This window comes from Zestomonas carbonaria, assembly GCF_904061905.1.
GTDB lineage: Bacteria > Pseudomonadota > Gammaproteobacteria > Pseudomonadales > Pseudomonadaceae > Aquipseudomonas > Aquipseudomonas carbonaria.
Window position 1 is genome coordinate 213,163 of record NZ_CAJFCI010000080.1, and the last position, 17,898, is coordinate 231,060.

13 protein-coding genes are annotated in these 17,898 nt (G+C 66.0%); 6 read left to right on the plus strand and 7 right to left on the minus strand.

Annotated features, from left to right (window positions below):
• The first annotated feature begins 230 nt into the window (after positions 1-230).
• The 5 genes from PSEWESI4_RS21995 to fdhA all read left to right on the plus strand — a co-directional run bounded on the left by PSEWESI4_RS21995 (position 231) and on the right by fdhA (position 6,733).
• Entirely contained in the window at positions 231-542 is a 312-nt protein-coding gene (locus PSEWESI4_RS21995; RefSeq protein WP_187673356.1) for a sarcosine oxidase subunit delta, read from the plus strand.
• The gene (locus tag PSEWESI4_RS22000) at positions 539-3,574 is read left to right on the plus strand and encodes a sarcosine oxidase subunit alpha (protein WP_187673357.1); all 3,036 of its coding nucleotides are present in this window, start codon (positions 539-541) and stop codon (positions 3,572-3,574) included. Before PSEWESI4_RS21995 ends, PSEWESI4_RS22000 begins: the two co-directional genes overlap by 4 nt.
• A gap of 63 nt (positions 3,575-3,637) precedes the next feature.
• On the plus strand, positions 3,638-4,270 hold the full coding sequence (locus tag PSEWESI4_RS22005) for a sarcosine oxidase subunit gamma (RefSeq protein ID WP_187673358.1): 633 nt from the start codon (positions 3,638-3,640) through the stop codon (positions 4,268-4,270).
• A gap of 251 nt (positions 4,271-4,521) precedes the next feature.
• The gene (purU, locus tag PSEWESI4_RS22010) at positions 4,522-5,385 is read left to right on the plus strand and encodes a formyltetrahydrofolate deformylase (RefSeq protein WP_187673359.1); all 864 of its coding nucleotides are present in this window, start codon (positions 4,522-4,524) and stop codon (positions 5,383-5,385) included.
• 148 nt (positions 5,386-5,533) lie between these two features.
• Positions 5,534-6,733 carry a formaldehyde dehydrogenase, glutathione-independent gene (gene fdhA, locus PSEWESI4_RS22015; protein ID WP_187673360.1) on the plus strand — a complete coding sequence of 400 codons (1,200 nt, stop codon included), beginning with the start codon at positions 5,534-5,536 and terminating at the stop codon, positions 6,731-6,733.
• Between the two features lie 218 nt (positions 6,734-6,951).
• Here fdhA and betA read toward each other — a convergent pair whose 3' ends face one another.
• Entirely contained in the window at positions 6,952-8,652 is a 1,701-nt protein-coding gene (gene betA / locus PSEWESI4_RS22020; protein ID WP_187673361.1) for a choline dehydrogenase, read from the minus strand.
• A gap of 109 nt (positions 8,653-8,761) precedes the next feature.
• Positions 8,762-10,234 (minus strand): betaine-aldehyde dehydrogenase, encoded by a 1,473-nt coding sequence (gene betB, locus PSEWESI4_RS22025; protein WP_187673362.1) that lies wholly within the window; start codon positions 10,232-10,234, stop codon positions 8,762-8,764.
• A 283-nt stretch (positions 10,235-10,517) separates the two neighbouring features.
• Between betB and PSEWESI4_RS22030 the strand changes: the two genes are divergently transcribed.
• On the plus strand, positions 10,518-12,110 hold the full coding sequence (locus tag PSEWESI4_RS22030) for a BCCT family transporter (RefSeq protein ID WP_187673363.1): 1,593 nt from the start codon (positions 10,518-10,520) through the stop codon (positions 12,108-12,110).
• A 196-nt stretch (positions 12,111-12,306) separates the two neighbouring features.
• Here PSEWESI4_RS22030 and betI read toward each other — a convergent pair whose 3' ends face one another.
• The 5 genes from betI to PSEWESI4_RS22055 all read right to left on the minus strand — a co-directional run bounded on the left by betI (position 12,307) and on the right by PSEWESI4_RS22055 (position 17,488).
• Complete coding sequence (gene betI, locus PSEWESI4_RS22035) at positions 12,307-12,909, minus strand: transcriptional regulator BetI (protein WP_187673364.1); 603 nt, start codon at positions 12,907-12,909, stop codon at positions 12,307-12,309.
• Between the two features lie 539 nt (positions 12,910-13,448).
• Positions 13,449-14,306 carry a glycine betaine ABC transporter substrate-binding protein gene (locus tag PSEWESI4_RS22040; protein WP_187673365.1) on the minus strand — a complete coding sequence of 286 codons (858 nt, stop codon included), beginning with the start codon at positions 14,304-14,306 and terminating at the stop codon, positions 13,449-13,451.
• A gap of 130 nt (positions 14,307-14,436) precedes the next feature.
• Positions 14,437-15,378, minus strand: a complete 942-nt coding sequence (locus PSEWESI4_RS22045) for a choline ABC transporter substrate-binding protein (protein ID WP_187673366.1) — start codon at positions 15,376-15,378, stop codon at positions 14,437-14,439.
• A gap of 35 nt (positions 15,379-15,413) precedes the next feature.
• Positions 15,414-16,289 (minus strand): ABC transporter permease, encoded by an 876-nt coding sequence (locus tag PSEWESI4_RS22050; RefSeq protein ID WP_187673367.1) that lies wholly within the window; start codon positions 16,287-16,289, stop codon positions 15,414-15,416.
• 2 nt (positions 16,290-16,291) lie between these two features.
• Complete coding sequence (locus PSEWESI4_RS22055) at positions 16,292-17,488, minus strand: quaternary amine ABC transporter ATP-binding protein (protein ID WP_187673368.1); 1,197 nt, start codon at positions 17,486-17,488, stop codon at positions 16,292-16,294.
• Positions 17,489-17,898 lie beyond the last annotated feature (410 nt).

The window sequence follows — 17,898 nt, forward strand, 5'->3', positions numbered from 1 at the left end:
AGGGTGATACCGCGGTCCCTCACCCCCGGCCCCTCTCCCGGAGGGAGAGGGGAGACAAGCATAAGGGCGGGAGAGAACGGTGCGAGCGACACCAAAGCCCTCTCCCCCAACCCCTCTCCCATAAATGGGAGAGGGGAGATTCGTTACGGGAGAGCCTGGCGTCAGATGCCTGGTTCTCCAATCCCTCTCCAGACCGGCGAGGACATAGAAGTTCATCGGAGGCCCCAACCATGCTGCACATCTTCTGCCCCCACTGCGGCGAACTGCGTTCCGAAGAGGAGTTTCACGCCAAGGGCCAGGCGCACATCGCCCGTCCGCTGGACCCGGATGCCTGCACCGACGAGGAGTGGGGCGACTACATGTTCTTCCGCGACAACCCGCGCGGCCTCCACCATGAGTTGTGGGTCCACGCCGCTGGCTGCCGCAAGTACTTCAACGTCACCCGCCACACGGTGACCTACGAAATCCTCGAAACCTACAAGATCGGCGAACGTCCCGGCGTGTCCGAGAAGAAGGCCGTTGATCAAGGAGTACCGGCATGAGCCAGGTCAATCGTCTCCCCACCGGCGGCCGCATCGACCGCAATCAGCCGCTGACCTTCAGCTTCAACGGCCAGACCTACCAGGGCTACGCCGGCGACACCCTCGCCGCCGCGTTGCTGGCCAATGGCGTCGACATCGTCGGGCGCAGCTTCAAGTACTCGCGGCCGCGCGGCATCGTCGCCGCCGGTGCCGAAGAGCCCAACGCGGTGCTGCAGATCGGCTCCTGCGAGGCCGCCCAGGTGCCCAACGTGCGCGCCACCCAGCAGGCGCTGTACGCCGGGCTGGTGGCCAGCAGCACCAATGGCTGGCCGAGCGTGAACAACGACGTCATGGGCATCCTCGGCAAGGTCGGCGGCAAGATGATGCCGCCCGGGTTCTACTACAAGACCTTCATGTATCCGCAGAACCTCTGGCTGACCTACGAGAAGTACATCCGCAAGGCCGCCGGCCTCGGCCGCTCGCCGACCGAGAACGATCCTGATCTCTACGACCATATGAACCAGCATTGCGATGTGCTGGTGGTCGGCGCCGGCCCCGCCGGCCTGGCCGCCGCGCTGGCGGCCGGACGCAGCGGTGCGCGGGTGATCCTCGCCGACGAGCAGGAAGAGTTCGGCGGCAGCCTGCTGGACAGCCGCGAGAGCCTGGACGGACGGCCCGCCGCCGACTGGCTGGCCAAGGCCCTCGACGAGCTGCGGCAGATGCCGGAAGTGATCCTGCTGCCGCGCGCCACGGTGAACGGTTACCACGACCACAATTTCCTGACCATCCACCAGCGTCTCACCGATCACCTCGGCGAGGTCGCGCCGCTCGACGTCGCCGGCCAGCGGGCGATCCGCCAGCGCATGCACCGCGTCCGTGCCAAGCGCGTGGTGCTGGCCACCGGCGCCCACGAACGGCCGCTGGTGTACGCCAACAACGACGTGCCCGGCAACATGCTGGCCGGCGCGGTCTCCACCTACGTGCGTCGCTATGGCGTGGCGCCGGGGCGCCGCCTGGTGCTGTCGACCAGCAACGACTACGCCTATCGCGTGGTGCTCGACTGGCTGGACGCCGGCCTGGAAGTGGTGGCGGTCGCCGACGCGCGCACCAATCCGCAAGGCACCTGGGTGGAGGAGGCACGCCGCCGTGGCGTGCGCATCTGCACCGGTAGCGCGGTGGTCGAGGCCAGCGGCAGCAAGCACGTCACCGGCGCGCGTATCTGCGCCATCGACCCGCAGGGACACAAGGTCGCCAGCCCCGGCGAGCGGCTGGACTGCGACCTGATCGTCAGCTCCGGCGGCTACAGCCCGGTGGTGCACCTCGCCTCGCACCTCGGCGGCAAGCCGGTCTGGCGCGAGGACATCCTCGCCTTCGTGCCGGGCGAGGGGGGCTTCCAGAAGCGTATCTGCACTGGCGCCGTGAATGGTGTCTTCGGCCTCGGCGAGGTCCTGGCCGATGGCTACGATGCCGGTGCCGCCGCGGCTGTCGAGGCCGGCTTCAAGCGGGTCGACGGCAGCCTGCCGAAGGCCGAGAAGCGCAACGAGGGGGAGAGCGTGGCGCTGTTCCTGGTGCCGCACGACAAGCCGACCTCGCGGGCGCCGAAGCAGTTCGTCGACCTGCAGAACGACGTCACCGCCGCCGGCATCGAGCTGGCCACCCGCGAGGGCTTCGAGTCGGTCGAGCACGTCAAGCGCTACACCGCGCTGGGCTTCGGTACCGACCAGGGCAAGCTGGGCAACATCAACGGCCTGGCCATCGCCGCCTGCTCGCTGGGGATCAGCATCCCGCAGATGGGCACCACCATGTTCCGCCCGAACTACACGCCGGTGACCTTCGGCGCCGTGGCCGGCCGTCACTGCGGGCCGCTGTTCGAGCCCAAGCGCTATACCGCCATGCACCGCTGGCACCTGGAGAGCGGTGCCGAGTTCGAGGACGTCGGCCAGTGGAAACGCCCCTGGTACTTCCCGAAAGCGGGCGAGGACCTGCACGCCGCGGTGGCCCGCGAATGCCTGGCGGTGCGCAACGCGGTGGGCATCCTCGATGCCTCGACCCTGGGCAAGATCGACATCCAGGGCCCGGACGCCCGCGAGTTCCTCAACCGCGTCTACACCAACGCCTGGACCAAGCTGGACGTGGGCAAGGCGCGTTACGGCCTGATGTGCCACGAGGACGGCATGGTCTTCGACGATGGCGTCACCGCCTGCCTGGGCGACGACCACTTCCTGATGACCACCACCACCGGCGGCGCGGCTCGCGTGCTGGAGTGGCTGGAGCTGTACCACCAGACCGAGTGGCCGGAACTCAAGGTGTACTTCACCTCGGTGACCGACCACTGGGCGACCATGACCCTGTCCGGCCCGAACAGCCGCAAGCTGCTGGCCGAAGTGACCGACATCGACCTGGACAAGGACGCCTTCCCGTTCATGAGCTGGAAGGAAGGGCTGGTCGGCGGCGTGCCGGCGCGGGTGTTCCGCATCTCCTTCACCGGAGAGCTGTCCTACGAGGTGAACGTCCAGGCCGACTACGCGATGGGCGTCTGGGAGAAGCTGATCGAGGCGGGCAAGAAATATGGCCTGACCCCCTACGGCACCGAGACCATGCACGTACTGCGGGCCGAGAAGGGCTTCATCATCGTCGGCCAGGACACCGACGGCTCGGTGACCCCGGACGACCTCAACATGGGCTGGTGCGTCGGCCGCACCAAGCCGTTCTCCTGGATCGGCCGGCGCGGCATGAACCGCGAGGACTGCCTGCGCGAGGACCGCAAGCAACTGGTCGGCCTCAAGCCGGTGAACCCAGCCCAGGTCCTGCCGGAAGGCGCCCAGTTGCTGTTCGACACCCAGCAGTCGATCCCCATGAAGATGGTCGGTCACGTCACCTCCAGCTACCGGAGCGCGGCCCTGGGCTGCTCCTTCGCCCTGGCGCTGGTCAAGGGCGGGCTGAAGCGCATGGGCGAGCGGGTCTTCGCGCCGCTCGCCGATGGCAGCGTGATCGAGGCGGAGATCTGCAGCTCGGTGTTCTACGACCCGAAAGGGGATCGCCAGAATGTTTGAAGGCCGGCGGCAAGCCGGGACGATGGAATTCGACGGCGCCACGGTGCGCCAGGCAGGTGAACGATGACCGCAGTGAACGTGTATCAACAGCGCCCGGACGGCGCGGCCCACGCCGAATCGCCGCTGTTCCACGCCGGCCTCGACGAACTGGCGGGCAAGGGCAAACGCCAGGCCGGGGTGAGCCTGCGCGAGAAGAAATTGCTGGGTCATCTGGTCCTGCGGGGCGATGCCAAGGACCCGGCCTTCGCCGGCGGGGTACACAAGGCGCTCGGCCTGGAACTGCCGGTGGCCCTGACCCTGGTGGCCAGCGGCGAGACCTCGCTGCAATGGCTGGCCCCCGACGAGTGGCTGCTGATCGTGCCGGGCGGCGAGGAGCTCGCCACCGAGCAGCGCCTGCGCGCCGCCTTGCAGGACCTGCATTACTCGGTGGTGAACGTCAGCGGCGGGCAGACCATTCTCGAGCTGTCCGGGGCGCGGGTCCGCGAGATGTTGATGAAGTCGACCTCCTACGACGTGCACCCGAGCAACTTCCCGGTGGGCAAGGCGGTGGGTACCACCTTCGCCAAGTCGCAACTGGTGATCCGCCATACCGCGGAGGACACCTGGGAACTGCTGGTCCGCCGCAGCTTCGCCGACTACGTCTGGCTCTGGCTACAGGATGCCAGCGCGGAGTATGGGTTGGCCGTCGAGGCTTGAACGTAGGGTGGACGACGCTTTTTTCGTCCACCGAGGGATGGCAAAGGTGGATGGGTGAAGCGTCATCCACCCTACGCGCTGCACCGCCACCGCGCGGAGCATGGGTTGGCCGTCGAGGTTTGAACGTAGGGTGGACGACGCTTTTCTCGTCCACCGTCGGATGGCAAAGGCGGGTGGATGAAGTGTCTCCACCCTATGCGCTGCTCCCTCTCCCACAAGCGGGAGAGGGATGAAAATCATTGGAGTCTGTTATGAGCCGCACCCCCGACACCTGGATACTCAGCGCCCAATGCCCAAGCGTGCTCGGCACCGTGGACGCGGTGACGCGCTTCCTCTACGAGCAGCGCTGCTACGTCACCGAGCATCATTCGTTCGACGACCGGTTGTCCGGGCGCTTCTTCATCCGCGTCGAGTTCCGCCAGCCGGAGGGCTTCGACGAGCCGGCGTTCCGCGCCGGCCTGGCCGAGCGCCTGGCGCCCTTCGACATGAGCACCGAGCTGACCCCGCCGGGCTACCGCGCCAAGGTGGTGATCATGGTCTCCAAGGCCGATCACTGCCTCAACGACCTGCTGTACCGCCAGCGCATCGGCCAGTTGCCGATGGACGTGGCGGCGGTGATCTCCAACCATCCCGACCTGGAGCCATTGGCCCGCTGGCACGGCATTCCCTATCACCATTTCCCCCTCGATCCCGCCGACAAGCCGGCGCAGGAGCGCCAGGTGCTGCGGGTGATCGAGGAAACCGGCGCCGAGCTGGTGGTGCTCGCCCGCTACATGCAGGTGCTGTCGCCGGAGCTGTGCCGTCGCCTGGACGGCTGGGCGATCAACATCCACCACTCGCTGCTGCCCGGGTTCAAGGGCGCCAAGCCATATCACCAGGCCTACCAGAAGGGCGTGAAGATGGTCGGCGCCACCGCCCACTACATCAACAACGACCTCGACGAGGGGCCGATCATCGCCCAGGGCGTGGAGTCGGTGGACCATGCCCATTACCCCGAGGACCTGATCGCCAAGGGCCGTGACATCGAGTGCCTGACCCTGGCCCGCGCGGTCGGCTATCACCTGGAGCGACGGGTGTTCCTCAACGCCAACCGCACCGTGGTTCTCAACCCGTAGGGTGGGCTTCGGCCCACCAAGCGGCGCGGAAACCGCCCTGCCAGGCTTCACCGGCGGTTTCCAGCACAACAGACGCAAGCTCCAGTACAAGGCCGCGCGGCCGTCGGTCGCGCCTTTGTATTCACGACAACAAAAGGAGAGTTACGCAATGTCTGGTAATCGTGGTGTCGTTTACCTCGGCGCTGGCAAGGTCGAGGTGCAGAAGATCGACTATCCGAAGATGCAGGACCCGCGCGGCAACAAGATCGAGCACGGGGTGATCCTCCGGGTGGTTTCCACCAATATCTGCGGCTCCGACCAGCACATGGTGCGCGGCCGCACCACGGCGCAGGTTGGCCTGGTTCTCGGCCACGAGATCACCGGCGAGGTGATCGAGAAGGGCCGCGACGTGGAGAACCTGAAGATCGGCGACCTGGTCTCGGTGCCGTTCAACGTCGCGTGCGGCCGCTGCCGGAGCTGCAAGGAGCAGCACACCGGCGTCTGCCTGACGGTCAACCCGGCGCGCGCCGGCGGCGCCTACGGCTACGTCGACATGGGCGACTGGACCGGTGGCCAGGCCGAGTACGTGCTGGTGCCCTACGCCGACTTCAACCTGCTCAAGCTGCCGGATCGCGACAAGGCGATGGAGAAGATCCGCGACCTGACCTGCCTGTCCGACATCCTGCCCACCGGCTACCACGGCGCGGTGACCGCCGGGGTCGGGCCGGGCAGCACCGTGTACGTCGCCGGCGCCGGTCCGGTGGGGCTGGCGGCGGCCGCTTCCGCGCGCCTGCTGGGGGCTGCGGTGGTGATCGTCGGCGACGTCAACCCGGTGCGCCTGGCCCATGCCAAGGCGGTCGGCTTCGCGATCGCCGACCTGTCCAGGGACACCCCGCTGCACGAGCAGATCGCCGACCTGCTGGGCGAGCCGGAGGTGGATTGCGCGGTCGACGCGGTGGGCTTCGAGGCCCGTGGCCACGGTCATGCCGGCGTGCAGCAGGAGGCTCCGGCCACCGTGCTCAACTCGCTGATGCAGGTCACCCGTGTGGCCGGCAAGATCGGTATTCCCGGCCTCTACGTCACCGAGGACCCGGGCGCGGTGGATGCCGCGGCGAAGATCGGCAGCCTGAGCATCCGCTTCGGCCTCGGCTGGGCCAAGTCCCACAGCTTCCACACCGGGCAGACGCCGGTGATGAAGTACAACCGCCAGTTGATGCAGGCGATCATGTGGGATCGCATCAACATCGCCGAGGTGGTCGGCGTGCAGGTCATCAGCCTCGACGACGCACCGCGTGGCTATGGTGAGTTCGATGCCGGGGTACCGAAGAAATTCGTCATCGACCCGCACAAGCTGTTCAGCGCCGCCTGATCCCAGGCAACTCCACGGCGTCACCCTCGAGGAGCCCACGGGCTCCTCTTTTTTATGGCGGCGGTAAAGGCCATCGCGGGCGTGGCCCGCTCCTACAGGGCGCGATTTAGGACGTAGCCCGGATGCAATCCGGGGAGGGTGGTTGGTTTGTTGTCCCGGATTTCATCCGGGCTACGGGGAGCGTCCTTGCTCCTACAGGTCGGTCTCCATGTCCGTTGTCAGGCGGACAACCGAGCGGCGGCCGGGCGCAAGACCTCGCCACGGACCGGTGCGCCGTTGGCGACGTAGTAGCTGGCGGTGCTGCGCGGCAGCGGCTGGCGGCCGCGAATCCGGTCGGCGAGCTTCTCGGCGATCATGATGGTAGTGGCGTTGAGGTTGCCGGTGATGATCTCCGGCATGATCGAGGCGTCGATCACCCGCAGGCCCTGCATGCCGTGCACGCGGCCGTGGCCATCGACCACCGCCATCTCGTCGTTGCCCATCTTGCACGAGCAGGACGGGTGGAAGGCGGTTTCCGCATGCTGGCGCACGAAGGCGTCCAACTGGGCGTCGCTCTGGCAGTCCAGGCCGGGGCTGATCTCGCGTCCGCGGAACGGGTCCAGCGCCGGTTGCGCCATGATCTCGCGGGTGATGCGGATGGCGTCGCGGAACTCCTGCCAGTCCTGCTCGGTGGACATGTAGTTGAACAGGATGCTCGGGTGTTGGCGCGGGTCCCTGGACTTCAGGTGGATGCGGCCACGGCTCGGCGAGCGCATGGAGCCGACGTGGGCCTGGAAGCCGTGTTCCTTCACCGCGTTGCTGCCGTTGTAGTTGATCGCCACCGGCAGGAAGTGGAACTGGATGTTCGGCCACTCGAACTCCGGGCGGGTACGGATGAAGCCGCCGGCCTCGAACTGGTTGCTGGCGCCCAGGCCCTTGCCGCGCAGCAGCCAGTTGGCGCCGATGCCCGGCTGGTTCCACCACTGCAGGGCGGGGTAGAGCGACACCGGCTCCTTGCAGGAATACTGCAGGTACATCTCCAGGTGGTCCTGGAGGTTGGCGCCGACGCCTGGCAGGTCGTGCACCACCGGGATATCGAGGCCGCGCAGCAGCGACGCCGGGCCGACGCCGGAGCGCTGGAGAATCTGCGGCGAGGCGATGGCGCCTGCGCACAGCAGCACTTCGCGGCGGGCGTGGACGGTCACCGCCTGGTCTCTGGAGCCGTGCAGGTAGGCGACGCCGGTGGCGCGCTTGCCGCTGAACAGGATGCGGTCGGTGAGGGCGTGGGTGACGATGGTCAGGTTCGGCCGGCCGCGTGCCTGGTCCAGGTAGCCGCGCGCGGTGCTGGAGCGGCGTCCCTGCGGGGTGACGGTGCGATCCATCGGGCCGAAGCCTTCCTGCTGGTAGCCGTTGAGGTCGTCGGTGCGCGGGTAGCCGGCCTGCACGCCGGCCTCGACCATGGCGTGGAACAACGGATTGTTGCCGGGCTTGGGCGTGGTCACGCTGACCGGGCCTTCGCCGCCGTGGTAGTCGTTGGGGCCGATGTCGCGGGTTTCCGCCTTGCGGAAGTAGGGCAGGCAGTCCAGGTAGCTCCAGTCTTCGAGGCCGGGCGCCTTGGCCCAGTTGTCGAAGTCCATGGCGTTGCCGCGGATGTAGCACATGCCGTTGATCAGCGAGGAGCCACCCAGGCCCTTGCCGCGTCCGCACTCCATGCGGCGGTTGTCCATGAAGGGTTCCGGTTCGGTCTCGTAGGCCCAGTTGTAGCGGCGGCCCTGCAGCGGATAGGCGAGGGCGGCGGGCATCTGGGTGCGGAAGTCCAGGCGATAGTCCGGGCCGCCGGCCTCCAGCAGCAACACGCTGACGTCGGCGTCCTCGGTCAGGCGGGTGGCCAGTACGTTACCGGCGGAGCCGGCGCCGATGATGATGTAGTCGTATTCCATAAAGCAGCATCCTTCGGATGAAAGCTGCAAGCCTCAAGCTGCAAGTAGAAGCGGGAATTGCTCCGGCTCTTTCTTGCGGCTTGTGGCTTGGCGCTTGTAGCTGTTTTCGTCAGAAAACCGAGACGTAGTCACCCAACTCCACCTGCACCGACTTGATGCGGGTGTAGTGGGCGAGGGTGGTCAGGCCGTTCTCGCGGCCGACGCCGGACTGCTTGTAGCCGCCGACCGGCATTTCGGCGGGCGATTCGCCCCAGGTGTTGATCCAGCAGATGCCGGCTTCCAGCTTGTGGATCACGCGGTGGGCGCGGGCCAGGTCGCGGGTCACCACGCCTGCGGCGAGGCCGTAGTCGGTGTCGTTGGCGCGGCGGATGGCTTCTTCCTCGGTGTCGTAGACGAGGATGCTCATCACCGGGCCGAAGATTTCCTCGCGGACGATGGTCATTTCGTCGGTGCAGTCGCTGAACACGGTCGGGGCCACGTAGGCGCCCTTGGCGAATTCGCCTTCGGTGACGCGTTCGCCGCCGATCAGCAGGCGCGCGCCTTCCTGGCGGCCGGCCTGGATGTAGCCGAGCACGCTCTCCATGTGGGCGAAGCTGGTCAGCGGGCCGAAGTTGGTCTCGGCATCTTCCGGGTTGCCCAGGCGGATGCGCTTGACGCGCTCGACCACCTTGGCCTCGAAGCGGGCCTGCAGGACGCGCGGGACGAACACGCGGGTGCCGTTGGTGCAGACCTGGCCGGAGCTGAAGAAGTTGGCCATCACGGCGATGTCGGCGGCGCGGTCGAGGTCGGCGTCTTCGAAGATGATCAGCGGCGACTTGCCGCCCAGTTCCATGGTCACTTCCTTGAGCGAGGAACTGGAGGCGCTGGCCATCACTTTCTTGCCGGTGGCGGTACCGCCGGTGAAGGAGATCTTCTCGATCAGCGGGTGCTCGGTCAGCCACTGGCCGACTTCGCGGCCGCTGCCGGTGAGCACGTTGAACACACCGTCCGGCACGCCGGCTTCGGTGTAGATCTCGGCCAGCTTCAGGGCGGTCAGCGGGGTGACTTCGCTGGGCTTGAAGATCATCGCGTTGCCGGCGGCCAGGGCCGGGGCGGACTTCCACATGGCGATCTGCGCCGGGTAGTTCCAGGCGCCGATACCGGCGACCACGCCCAGCGGCTCGCGGCGGGTGTAGACGAAGCTGGTCTCGCGCAGCGGGATCTGCTCGCCCTCGATGGCCGGGGCCAGGCCGGCGTAATACTCGATCACGTCGGCGCCGGTGACGATGTCCACGGCGCGGGTCTCGGACAACGGCTTGCCGGTGTCCAGGGTTTCCAGTTCGGCCAGTTCGTCGTTGCGCTCGCGCAGGATCTCCACGGCGCGGCGCAGGATGCGCGAGCGCTGCATGGCGGTCATCGCGGCCCACACTTTCTGGCCCTCCACGGCGCTGGCGACGGCGCGCTCGACGTCCTCCCTGGCGGCGCGCTGGACATTGGCCAGCACCTCGCCGTTGGCCGGGTTGATGGTCTCGAAGGTGGCGCCGCCGCTGGCGTCGACGTAGCGGCCGCCAATGTAGAGCTTCTGTTCTTCGAATCGGGCCATGGGGTGTCCTCTCTTGTCGTGTTGGGCCGCGCAAGGCTTGGCCGGACGGGGCGTGGCGCAAGGGCGCAGGCCTCTCCGGAAGCGGTTGAAATTCAGCCTACTTTATTTTTATTGATCGTTCAAACAACAAAGAATAAGCTGCGCACCACGAACCTCGCTGCGGCAGTTCGCCGCACCCGTTCCAGGCCACCGGCCGACGGTTCCAGCCGTCTCCGGCCGATGGCGCGGCACGCCGCCGACCATGAAGCGGCGTCTGTTTTCATTGCCTCGGAGCCCAACTCCAATGCGTACTGCTTCTCTGCCAACAACAACTACCGAGAAGGCGCGCTTGAATCCGGTCGTCTTTTTCGGGTCCACCGCGTTGATCCTGGTCCTCACCGCCGTGCTGATCGCTTTCCCGGAAGGTGCCGGCACCTGGCTGGGCAAGGCCCAGGGCTGGCTGTCGCGAAGCTTCGGCTGGTATTACATGCTGGCCATCGGCGCCTACCTGTTCTTCGTGCTCTACGTGGCCTTCTCGCGCTTCGGCCACCTGCGCCTGGGCGCCGATCACGAACGGCCGGACTTCAGCTACGCGGCCTGGGCGGGGATGCTGTTCTCTTCGGGGATCGGTATTTCGCTGCTCTATTTCGCCGCTTCCGAGCCGATCGACCACCTCTTCAACCCGCCGGAAGGCGAGCCGGGCAGCCAGCATGCGGCGCGCCAGGCGCTGCAACTGACCTTCCTCCACTGGGGCGTGCATGGCTGGGCCATCTATGCGCTGGTGGGCCTGGCCGTCGGCTATTTCGCCTACCGCCACAAGCAGCCGCTGGCGTTACGCTCGGCGCTTTACCCGCTGTTCGGCGAGCGCCTGATGCGCGGCTCGGTGGGCAATGCGGTGGACTGCTTTGGCATCTTCGTCACCCTGCTGGGACTGGTGACCAACCTCGGCATCGGCTCATTGCAGGTGGCCTCCGGCCTGGAACACCTGTTCGGCATGCCGCACAGCCAGAGCGCGCTGCTGGCGGTGATCCTGGTGATGAGCGTGGTGGCCACGCTGGCGGCGGTGTCGGGGGTGGAGAAGGGCATCCGCCGGCTGTCCAACCTGAACATCATCCTGTTCAGCGGCCTGCTGGTGTTCGTCCTGCTCGCCGGGCCGACGCTGCACCTGCTCAATGGCCTGGTGCAGAACCTCGGCGATTATCTCAACGGCCTGGTGCTGAAGACCTTCGACCTCTACGTCTACACCGGGCAGTCCGGCAAGGGCGAGGAGTGGATGGGGCTGTGGACCCTGTTCTACTGGGCCTGGTGGATTTCCTGGGCGCCGTTCGTGGGCATGTTCATCGCGCGCATTTCCCGTGGGCGGACGGTGCGCGAGCTGGTCTGCGGCGTATTGCTGATCCCGCTGGGCTTCACCCTGGCCTGGCTGTCGGTCTTCGGCAATAGCGCCCTGGATCTGGTGATGAACCAGAACGCCACGGAGCTCGGCAAGGCGGCGCTGGAGCAGCCGGCGATGTCCATCTACCTGCTGCTGGAACACTATCCCTGGTCCAAGGCGGTGATCGGCCTGTCGATCTGCGTCGGCTTCGTGCTGTTCCTCACCCCTGCCGATTCCGGTTCGGTGATGCTGGCCAACCTGTCGCGCAAGGACGGCGACCTGGACGAGGACGCGCCGCACTGGCTGCGTATCTTCTGGTCGGTGGTGATCACCCTGGTGACCATCGGCCTGCTGTTCGCCGGCAACTTCACCGCCATGCAGACGGTGGTGGTGCTGGCCGGCCTGCCGTTCTCGGTGGTGCTGCTGCTCTATATGCTCGCCTTGCTCAAGGCGATGCGCGCGGATTTGGGGGCGCAGCCGGCGGTGCAGGGTGTGGCTCCGGTGGGGCAGGGAGGTGTCTGATCTTTGCCGATGGGTATCGTTTCCCCATCCTGAGGGCGGTGCCTTGTTTTCTGGGTCCCTGCGTTCGCGGGGATGACAGGGGAGACTCCGGGCGTGCCTTCTACCTCGTCATTCCCGCGAACGCGGGAAACCAATCAATCCGAGCTTCCGTAGGATGGGTCGAGGAGCGTAGCGACGATACCCATCACGACAAGCCCTAGGCCTTCCGGACCTTGGCCAGTTGCAGGTCCAGGTATTCGAAAGCGACCTGCAACGCCTGCTCGCTCTTGAAGGCGTCCCCGGAGCCGGAGAGCGCGCTGCGCAGCCACAGGCCGTCGATCAGCGCGGCCAGGCCGAGGGCCGCCGAGCGGGCGTCGGCGAGGTTGAGCACGCGGCGGAATTCGCAACACAGGTTGGAATACAGGCGACGGTCGTTGACCCGCTGCAGGCGTCGCAGCACCGGGTGGTGCATGCTGCTGGCCCAGAATGCCAGCCAGGTCTTCATGGCCGGGCCGTTGACCTGGCTGTCGTCGAAGTTGCCCTCGATGATCGCCCGCAGGTGCGCGCGCGGGCTGTCGTCCTTCAGTGCCGCGCGGCGTTCGCGCACGGCGTCGCTGAGGGCCAGCATCAGGTGCCGCATGGTGGCTTCGAGCAGGCCGTTCTTGTCCTGGAAGTAGTGGCTGATGATGCCGTTGGAGACGCCGGCGAGCCGGGCAATGTAGGCGATGCTGGCATCGCTCATGCCGACCTGGTCGACGGCCTGGAGGGTGGCATTGATCAATTGCGAACGGCGGATCGGCTGCATTCCGACCTTGGGCATCGGGAACTCCATGATGATGGGCGTGGGGCGAAGTCTAGGCGGCTTTTGTTTGAGCAATCAATCAAACAAGGTGACCGGCCGGTCCCGCTTCATCATTTTTCGTTCCGCTGCCGACCGCCAAGGAGGCTGGTCTGGACGCTACTCGGCTCCCTCTCCCTTAGGGTCTGTACGAAAAGTCGCCGAGCGAAGGTCAGGCTAGGCAAAAATCGGTGAGGAACGGACCGGGCTCGCGTTCGAGTTTACGCGCTGTAAATGAGCATTCCGAACCGATTTTTAACGACGCATCACCGAGCGCAGGCACTTTTCGTACAGAGCCTAGGAGCGGGGCGCGTAGCCAGGACTGGGGTGAGGGGCGGTGGTCGGGTTACTGGAAAGGTTTTGGTATTACGAAGATCGGTCCCTCACCCCCGGCCCCTCTCCCGGAGGGAGAGGGGAGCTGTGTCTGTTGCTTTCTGCTGGCGGTCGAGTTCCTGGTTGCCTGCCTGCTTGCTGGTGAGCATCACTCGGCCCTCCCACCCTTGGCGGGAGGGCGATGCCGCTTACTGCAACCACCCGGCAACACGCTCGGGGTTGCTGGCGATCCATTCCTTGGCGGCCTGTTCCGGCTTGGCGCCCTCGCGGATGGCGAGCATCACGCTGCCGACTTCCTCGCTGCTCCAGGAGAAGCGTTCGAGGAAGGCGTTGGCTTCGGGGGCCTTGCTGGCCAGGCCCGGGTTGGCCACGGTATCGATGCGTTCGGCTTCGCCGTAGACCTTCTTCGGATCGTCGAGGAAGCGCAGTTTCCACTTGGCGAACATCCAGTGCGGAATCCAACTGGTCACCACGATCGGCTTCTGCGCCTTCTCGGCGCGGGCCAGGGCAGTGACCATGGCCGGGCCGGAGCTGGGCATCAGCTTGAGGTCGAGGCCGTACTGGTCGATGACGTCCTCGGTGCGGCGCATCACCCCGGCGCCGGCGTCGATACCGGTGATCTTGCCGTCGAGCGCCTGGGTGTACTTGTTCAGGTCCTCGATGCTCCGCGCTTCCACGTAGTCCGGCACCACCAGGCCGATCCTCGCGCCTTCGTAGTTGGTTCCGAGCACCGACACCTTGTCCTTCAGCTTGGTGTAGTACTCGCCGTGGGTGGCCGGCAGCCAGGCGGAGAGGGTGGCGTCCAGGTCGCCGCGCGCCACGCCCTGCCACATGATGGCCGGCTCCACGGGTTTCAGCTCGACCGGGTAGCCGAGCTTTTCCTTGAGGATTTCCCCGGCCACGTGGGTGGCGGCGACGCTGTCGTCCCAGCCGTTGACGTAGCCGATCTTCAGGGTCGGTTTGTCGGCCGCGCCGGCCACGCCCATGCCGAGGGCCAGGGCGGCGGCACCGAGGGTTTGCAGACAGCGGAATTTCAGCTTGCGCATAGGTATTGCTCCGTCAGGTGGATTGGCAGCGGGCTGGGGCCGTTTACCCATTCTTCAGTGCGGGAGGCACGGCGTGGCCCACGACGGCCGAGGGCCGTCGCGGGGGAAAACCAGGGAAAGGAGCCGGGTGCTACAGGCCGAGGTGCTGTTTCACGGCGACGATGCCGTCCTGGCCGTCGAAGGTGGTCACGCCGGCCAGCCACTTGTCGAGCGCGGCGGGGTTGGCCTTGAGCCAGTTGCGAGCGACCGTGGTGGGGTTTTCCTTTTCCAGCACCTTTTCCATCAACTGGCTTTCGATCTCGACGCTGAACTGCAGGTTGTTCAGCAGCCGGCCGACGTTGGCGCAACGGGTTTCGTAGTCCGGCGGTACCACGGTGTAGACCTTGGCGGCGCCGTAGTCGGGGCCGAACACGTCGTCGCCGCCGGACAGGTAGGTGATGTCGAACTGGGTGTTCATCGGGTGCGGCGCCCAGGCCAGGAACACCACCGGCTCCTGTTTCTTCACCGCGCGCTGGACCTGGATGATCATCCCGGCCTCGCTGGATTCGACCATGCGGAAGCCGCCGAGGCCGTACTGGTCGCTCTTGATCATCTTGTCGATCAGCAGGTTGCCGTCGTTGCCCGGCTCGATGGCGTAGATCTTGCCGTCCAACTGGTCCTTGAAGCGGGCGATGTCCTGGAAGCTCTTGAGGCCCGCCTCGGCGGCGTAGGTCGGCACCGCCAGGGTGTACTTGGCGCCTTCCAGGTTCGCTTTCGGCAGTACCTTGACCCCGCCGTTCTTGGTGAAGGGTTCGATCACCGCATCCATCGACGGCGCCCAGTAGCCGAGGAACACGTCGACCTGCCCGCTCTTCACGCCGGTGAAGGCGATCGGTACCGAAGCCATGATCTTGCGCGGGTTGTAGCCCAGCCCCTCGGTGAGCACCATGGCCACGCCGGTGGTGGCGGCGATGTCGGCCCAGCCGATCTCGGCGAAGCGGACCTGCTTGCAGCTCTGCGGTTCCTGCGCCCAGGCGCCGCTCGCGAGTGCCCAGGCCAGCAGGCCGATGGCTGCGATTCTCGATTTCTTCATCTACGACTCCCCGATTTCGATGGTTGAAATACCGTTCATTGACGCTGCAAGCGGGCGGTCAGCCAGGCGAAGCGGCGGCGGCTCGTGGTTTGCGGCGTGCCGAAGCTTTCGGTGATGCGGTCGAGGATGATCGCCAGGAGGACCACGGCCATGCCGCTCTCGAAACCGAGGCCGATGTCCAGGCGCTGGATGCTGGCCAGCACGTCGTTGCCCAGGCCGCCCGCGCCGACCATCGAGGCGATGATCACCATGGATAGCGCCATCATGATGGTCTGGTTGACCCCGGCCATGATCGAGGGCATGGCATTCGGCAACTGCACCTTGAACAGCAGTTGCCAGCCGTTGCAGCCGAAGGACTGGCCGGCCTCGACGATTTCCTTGTTCACCTGGCGGATGCCGAGGCTGGTCAGGCGCACGGCCGGCGGCATGGCGAAGATCACCGTGGCGATGATGCCGGGGACGCGTCCGAGGCCGAACAGCATGGCCGCCGGGATCAGGTAGACGAAGGCCGGCATGGTCTGCATGAAGTCGAGCACCGGGCGGATCACATAGGCCACGCGTTCGCTCTTGGCCGCCCAGATGCCGAGGGGGACGCCGAGCAGCAGGCTGATCAGCGTGGCGGAGAAGGTCAGCCCGAGGGTCACCACCGTCTGCTCCCAGAAGCCGGTGAGCACGATCAGCGCCAGCGAGGCGGCGGTGAAGGCGGCGAACCTGACGCCGATGCGCCATAGGCCGAGGCCGATGAAGATGGCGATCAACACCCAGGACGGCGGCCACATGAGGAGATGTTCGATCAGTTCGGAGAAGCCGCCGACCAGCCCGCCGATCTGTTCGAAGGCGCCGCTGTAGTTTTCCAGCAGGTGTTGGACGAGGTCGTTGACCCAACTGCCCAGATCCAGTTTCTCGCTCATCTTCATTCCCCCCGCAGGTGGCTGAGCAGGCGGCCCTTGCTGATCGCGCCGCAGTACTGTCCGTTCCGGTCGATGACCGGGATGGGGCCTTCATTGATCACCAGGCGCTGGATCACGCTGTCCAGCGGCAGGTCTTCGGGCACCGGTTCGATGGGCTTGAGCAGGTCCTGTTCGAGCGTCAGGGTGCGGCCGCCTTCCACCAGCAGGGCGATCTTCTCCAGGCTGATGGAGCCGCGGAAGGTGTTCTTCTCGTCGACGATGAAGGCGTAGTGCTTGTCCATGGCTTGCAGCTTCTGGCAGACCATCTGCGCGTCCGGCGCCTTGCCGTTGTGGACGAACAGCGGGACGCTGTCGGCCTTGAGCTGGCCGGCGGTGAGGTAGCGGCTGGTGTCGATGGTGTTGAAGAAGTTGCGCACGTAGTCGTTGGCGGGTTGCTCGATGATCTGCTGCGGAGTGCCGACCTGGATCAGCCTGCCGCCTTCCATGATGCCGATGCGGCTGCCGATGCGGATGGCTTCCTCGATGTCGTGGGAGACGAAGATGATGGTGCGGCTCTGCTCCTGCTGCAGGTTGAGCAGCACGTCCTGCATCTCGCGGCGCTTGAGCGGGTCGAGGGCGGAGAAGGCCTCGTCCATGATGATCATCGACGGATCGACCGCCAGGGCGCGGGCCAGGCCGACGCGCTGCTGCATGCCGCCGGACAGTTCGTGGGGATACTTGTGGGCGAAGCTGGCCAGGCCGACCTGTTCGAGCACTTCCATGGCGCGCTTCTCGCGTTCCTTGCGGCCCTTGCCGGCGACTTCCAGGCCGAAGGCGGCGTTGTCCAGCACGCTGCGCGAGGGCATCAGGGCGAAGGACTGGAAGACCATGCTCATGTCGCGGCGGCGCAGGTCGATCAGTTGCGACTTGGGCAGCTTGGCGACGTTCTGGCCGTCGATGAACACATCGCCGGCAGTCGGTTCGATCAGGCGGTTGATCAGCCGGATCAGGGTGGACTTGCCGGAACCGGAAAGCCCCATGAGGACGAATATCTCGCCTTCGTTGACGCTGAAGGAGACGTCACTGACGCCGATCACCGCTCCCCGTTCGGCAAGGATCTTTTCCTTGCTCCAGCCTTGTTGGAGTAAATCGATTGCTTCCTGTGGTTGTGGCCCGAAAACCTTGTAGAGGTTTTGCACCACGATCTTTCCAGCCTGCATGGGATATTTCCCCTTCAGTAGACATCCAGATCAGTTGCACGAAGCCAGGGCCGCGCCGCGAAGCACCTACGGCCTGGTGATGCCGACTGCCTTGCCTGTGTGGATTAACAATGTCGAGGGCGTGCTCGTCCTCTGGCAGTGTTGCGAAACCCATTCCCTGGGGTATGCGACACCTCGACCTGAGGTGCTCGTACTTCCGAAATTTCTTCTAGGCATGCCTTCGTTTCGAGGGGAAGGCTACCGCTTATGGGCTCTTCGGTCCGGAGCGGTGAGCTCTCGGTCTGCCGGCCCACGGGAGCCGGCAGCGACGAATCGGGTGACTCAACGATAAAGCCTTGGGGTCGCGGCAATTATCGGTTTGCGACCTTCATGTACTGAGCGACGACATGCCGCGGATTTATCGGTGGAGA

Bases quoted from the DNA above. Each gene is read 5' to 3' on its own strand.
- PSEWESI4_RS21995 (WP_187673356.1), top strand. From the start codon at position 231: ATGCTGCACATCTTCTGCCCCCACTGCGGCGAACTGCGTTCCGAAGAG.
- PSEWESI4_RS22000 (WP_187673357.1), top strand. From the start codon at position 539: ATGAGCCAGGTCAATCGTCTCCCCACCGGCGGCCGCATCGACCGCAAT.
- PSEWESI4_RS22005 (WP_187673358.1), top strand. From the start codon at position 3,638: ATGACCGCAGTGAACGTGTATCAACAGCGCCCGGACGGCGCGGCCCAC.
- purU (WP_187673359.1), top strand. From the start codon at position 4,522: ATGAGCCGCACCCCCGACACCTGGATACTCAGCGCCCAATGCCCAAGC.
- fdhA (WP_187673360.1), top strand. From the start codon at position 5,534: ATGTCTGGTAATCGTGGTGTCGTTTACCTCGGCGCTGGCAAGGTCGAG.
- betA (WP_187673361.1), bottom strand. From the start codon at position 8,652: ATGGAATACGACTACATCATCATCGGCGCCGGCTCCGCCGGTAACGTA.
- betB (WP_187673362.1), bottom strand. From the start codon at position 10,234: ATGGCCCGATTCGAAGAACAGAAGCTCTACATTGGCGGCCGCTACGTC.
- PSEWESI4_RS22030 (WP_187673363.1), top strand. From the start codon at position 10,518: ATGCGTACTGCTTCTCTGCCAACAACAACTACCGAGAAGGCGCGCTTG.
- betI (WP_187673364.1), bottom strand. From the start codon at position 12,909: ATGCCCAAGGTCGGAATGCAGCCGATCCGCCGTTCGCAATTGATCAAT.
- PSEWESI4_RS22040 (WP_187673365.1), bottom strand. From the start codon at position 14,306: ATGCGCAAGCTGAAATTCCGCTGTCTGCAAACCCTCGGTGCCGCCGCC.
- PSEWESI4_RS22045 (WP_187673366.1), bottom strand. From the start codon at position 15,378: ATGAAGAAATCGAGAATCGCAGCCATCGGCCTGCTGGCCTGGGCACTC.
- PSEWESI4_RS22050 (WP_187673367.1), bottom strand. From the start codon at position 16,289: ATGAGCGAGAAACTGGATCTGGGCAGTTGGGTCAACGACCTCGTCCAA.
- PSEWESI4_RS22055 (WP_187673368.1), bottom strand. From the start codon at position 17,488: ATGCAGGCTGGAAAGATCGTGGTGCAAAACCTCTACAAGGTTTTCGGG.